5 protein-coding genes and 1 pseudogene are annotated in these 3835 nt (G+C 39.5%); 3 read left to right on the forward strand and 3 right to left on the reverse strand.

All coding sequences use genetic code 11. From position 1 onward, the window contains the following. A pseudogene (locus BGM27_RS10200) lies at positions 1-1552 on the forward strand (HNH/ENDO VII family nuclease); the annotation flags it as partial. 20 nt (positions 1553-1572) lie between these two features. Then, a complete protein-coding gene (locus BGM27_RS10205) occupies positions 1573-2037 on the forward strand; it encodes an SMI1/KNR4 family protein (RefSeq protein WP_007408000.1) in 465 nt (154 codons plus the stop codon). 39 nt (positions 2038-2076) lie between these two features. On the opposite strand, the gene BGM27_RS10210 is transcribed toward BGM27_RS10205, so the two are convergent. Both BGM27_RS10210 and BGM27_RS10215 read right to left on the reverse strand, forming a co-directional pair. Beyond that, on the reverse strand, positions 2077-2358 hold the full coding sequence (locus tag BGM27_RS10210; protein WP_007408001.1) for a hypothetical protein: 282 nt from the start codon (positions 2356-2358) through the stop codon (positions 2077-2079). Next, positions 2351-2929 carry a MarR family winged helix-turn-helix transcriptional regulator gene (locus BGM27_RS10215; protein WP_007408002.1) on the reverse strand — a complete coding sequence of 193 codons (579 nt, stop codon included), beginning with the start codon at positions 2927-2929 and terminating at the stop codon, positions 2351-2353. Before BGM27_RS10215 ends, BGM27_RS10210 begins: the two co-directional genes overlap by 8 nt. Before the next feature lie 199 nt (positions 2930-3128). Between BGM27_RS10215 and BGM27_RS10220 the strand changes: the two genes are divergently transcribed. Continuing rightward, entirely contained in the window at positions 3129-3353 is a 225-nt protein-coding gene (locus tag BGM27_RS10220; RefSeq protein WP_015417608.1) for a hypothetical protein, read from the forward strand. Positions 3354-3396: 43 nt separating this feature from the next. Here the strand turns inward: BGM27_RS10220 and BGM27_RS10225 are convergent, their stop codons facing one another. After that, positions 3397-3681, reverse strand: a complete 285-nt coding sequence (locus tag BGM27_RS10225) for a hypothetical protein (protein WP_007408004.1) — start codon at positions 3679-3681, stop codon at positions 3397-3399. Positions 3682-3835: the final 154 nt, after the last annotated feature.

Below are 3835 nucleotides of genomic sequence, written 5' to 3' on the forward strand. Positions count from 1 at the left end.
AGGAAAAGTAGCTGATGCCGGATTGGGCGATTCGTTTGTGGAAGAGTCCTTTTTAGAACACGAGCTGATCCATGCGAAGAATCAATCACAAGCCATCATGCAGGAGCAGCGCAATGAAATGAAAGGTATCCTTGATGAAATCAGCGATATCATTCATCTTGATGTTTTCTCGACAGAGGATGTCGATCAAAAGCTGGATTCGGCAGATAAGAAACGGGACAATACCATACACAAGCTCGGAAAGCTCGATCATGATCTAACGAAGGAATACGCAGAAACCGAAGCGAACGAACAGTTCATCCAGGCCGATTTTCAGCAGCTCCAAAATGCCACGGGCAAAGGAAAAAACGCCACTCCGCTTCACTATAACGCCAAGGCGTACAGGGAAAGTGACATACATAAGAAAAAAGGCGAGATTGCAAGACATTCAGACACATATTTAACGTTTAAGAAGGAAGAAGCAAAAGAGCGGGAAATCAAGGATCTGAAGAAAAAGCTCGCTGACGGTGTGACCGATCCGGATGAATACTTGGAAATTGCGAAGAAGATCGGCTATGAAAACCTTGAACCTTCCCAGCAGCAATATGTCATTCAGCTTGAACAAGCAAAACAGCTGGAAGAAGCCGGAGAAGTGACTTGGGATATTTTAAAAGGAGCCGGCATCGGCCTTTATGATGTCGGGAAAGACACGGTTAGCGGGTTATGGGACTTCATAACCGATCCGGGAGAAACCTTGTCAGCACTGGGGAATGCAGTACTTCATCCAGTAAAAACATATGATGCTGTTTCAGCAGCAATCGAGGAATCGTATCAAAAAGATATGGTGAACGGAGATGCTTACTCCAGATCAAGATGGGTGACATATGCAATTGGTTCAGCAGCTGTGGCTGTCGTCGGAACGAAAGGCGCAGGAGCCGTTAACAAAGCTGATGCGGCGGGGAAAGTCATAAACAGGGCAGGACAGGCAGGGAAGAAAATTAAAGACGTTAAACTTCCAGAACTGCTTCCTTATAACTCTAAATATGATCTTGCTCTGTCGGGTGACGTACCATACAATGTGGTTGACAGCCAAAACCTTAAAAATGAACTTTTGACCAATGCAAAGCAAATCCCGGATGGAACGAGAAAGCCGTTTACTGGTCAAGAAATAAACCTTCCTTGGTTAAATAAAGAAAAGTATGGTGCCTTTGAGGTTAAGGGCAAGGTAAAAGCAAAGGGAAAAGTTAAAGACATAAGCCGCAGAGTGTATACTATGAAAGATATTGATATGAACCAAAAAAATCGTAAAGGCCTTACGAATCTTCAATTAATGAAAAGTGGAAATGCACCTTTTGCGAAAGATGGGACACAAATAAATCTACACCATTTAATTCAAGAGGAACCTGGTCCAATGCTTGAAATTCCAAATAGCTTACATACTAAATATAGCGGCATTATCCATAGGCTTAAATCTGATGGTGAAAGCTTTAGAAACGATCCGGTTTTAAAAGCCCAGTATGATAATTTCCGAGACAGGTATTGGAAATGGAGAGCAAAACAATATGAAAAATAAAAAAGGAATGAGAGATATCAATGGACTTATATGAAAAAACTATAGAGTTTATAACTGAAAATAAAGCAGACAGTTATTTTACTAGAGGAATAAGTGAAAAAGAGATTATTAATATAGAGAAGGAGCTCCAACTACAACTTCCTGATAGTTATAAATGGTTTCTGAGAAACTTTGGCTCTGGCGGCTTATATGGAATTGATATTTTAGGGTATGACTTTGGCGGGGCTTCGGTAGTTGAAACCACAGAGGAATATCGTAATTATTATCATTTATCTGATGGACTTGTGATATTAGAAGATATTGATTTTTTTGCTTATGCCTTAGATACTAATAAAATGAACAGTAATAATGAATGCCCTGTTTTTATTTGGGATAGAGTACTTGGATACCAAGACAAGCTAGCCGACAGCTTTATTGAATTTTTCTACAGAAGGTTGCTTGAAAAAAAAGAAAACTGGGAAGAAGATGAAGACTGGGACGATTAATAAAAGAAAGCTCTCTTTTAGAGAGCTTTTTTCAGATTTTCAATTTTTAACAGGCTTTATAATGAGCAAACAGGCATTACTCAAAATACTCGCCGCGCCTATCCAAAGCAGCCATTGTGTTGCGGTCAGCCATGAGGCAGTTAGGATAAAGAGTCCAATGGCAATTGATATATAATTGCCGGCTCGGTCCAGTTTACGGTTGCAATGAATTTTATATTTAGCATGAGAAATAAATTGATCAATTTTATCTTTCAGCTCATAGCATTTTTCCTTCATTTTATCCTCTGTTTCTTTTACTTTTCGATAAAGCATATTATTCATCGTCTGCACTCCCATATCGCCGTTTTGAAAATTCAGCCATGATTTTTTCTTCATAGTCATCTGAGATGAATTGTTCCTGATCTTCAACTTTCAAATGTGCTTTTTCTTCAAAACCATCCTGTTCTTCACCATCAAAACGATAAAGTTTTTGCAATAGCCTCCAGAATGTTTCAATTTCATCAGTTGTGAAGTCATGAAACATATCCGCTAAAAAATAGGTGGATTTTTCTGAACAGGAAATTAACGCTTTTTTTCCTTCAGCGGTAATCTCAATATTGATTGCACGTTTATCCAGTTTGCTTGGCACAGTGTGAACATATCCTTTTTTCGCGAGGCTTGAAATTAATTTGTTAGCGGTTTGTTTTGTTGTGCCCAGCTTTTTAGCGATATTCATAAGTGTGGTATCTTCCGTCGGTAAATGGGCAATAGCAATAAGAGTCATGTGCTGTCGGGAAGTCAACATTTCTAAGTATTCGTCCCCCCGAGCCTGCACTTTATTGACAACCGAAAATAATGATGCGTAACTTTGTTGCATAACATGCAGTTCCTTCATTAGTAATTTAATATCCATAAGTTATCTCCCATCTAAGATGTCACCATGTTGACAGTTACAATATACATCACAAAAGGAAATTAGTCAACATGGCGACTAATAGTAGCAGGTGCGGCTGTTTTCAAAAATGTCACAGGCAGTCGGAGTGTTTACAAAAGGGGAAATAAGTATAATAAATGCGAAAAGGGCATTAATCCAAAGTGAGAAGGTGTTTGACATGCAGAAAGTGAACTGGTCAGAACAGTATGAATGGTTCAATAAACAAGATGAAAAAGACGGGCGTTTAATGGCGCTCCTTCGTCATGAGCTTACATATGAGGAAGTCATACGGTTATATAAGAAAGGGTTTTATTTGAAATCTAAAGAAGGGGATGTTTCGTTACGTAAGAATGATATCTGTCGTATGTTTGGGGTTGAAGAGAGGCAGGGCGGCGAATCTTAATAAACGGGAAGAGAAAAACTCTTCCCGCTTTTCATGGCAGCTGTTATTCTTTTTCCAGCATGGAAGTCAGCCATTCTCTTAATGCAGTTTTCTGTACATACCGCTTTCCGTTTCTCGTGATATGCGGAATGTCAGAGGTGTCGGGCACGATTTGTTTCGCTTCTTCCTTGGTAACTCCTAAATAATAACCGATATAGAAGTGCAGATCTTTTTCTTTAATGAGAATGTGGTCAGTGTGTTCATGAGGATCAGGTGATTTAAAATTTTTCAATCCGTCTCCGATGAAATATCCGGCTAAAGCGATTCCGATGCCGGTAATGATATCCATACAGCAAACCTCCAATAAACGTTATCACTTTTTATACGGTGAAGCCGGCCGAAAGGATTCAGCCTTCATCAAAACCGCTCGGCGTTTAGGGACTGACCCCATAATATGAGACAAACAAAAAACACCTTCAAGTTTGAAAACGGATCGTTGTTAT

The organism is Bacillus sp. FJAT-27001 (genome assembly GCF_019039175.1).
Taxonomy (GTDB): Bacteria; Bacillota; Bacilli; order Bacillales; family Bacillaceae; genus Bacillus; species Bacillus velezensis.

Coding starts and splice junctions, on each gene's coding strand:
- BGM27_RS10205 (WP_007408000.1), top strand. CDS start 1,573: ATGGACTTATATGAAAAAACTATAGAGTTTATAACTGAAAATAAAGCA.
- BGM27_RS10210 (WP_007408001.1), bottom strand. CDS start 2,358: ATGAATAATATGCTTTATCGAAAAGTAAAAGAAACAGAGGATAAAATG.
- BGM27_RS10215 (WP_007408002.1), bottom strand. CDS start 2,929: ATGGATATTAAATTACTAATGAAGGAACTGCATGTTATGCAACAAAGT.
- BGM27_RS10220 (WP_015417608.1), top strand. CDS start 3,129: ATGCAGAAAGTGAACTGGTCAGAACAGTATGAATGGTTCAATAAACAA.
- BGM27_RS10225 (WP_007408004.1), bottom strand. CDS start 3,681: ATGGATATCATTACCGGCATCGGAATCGCTTTAGCCGGATATTTCATC.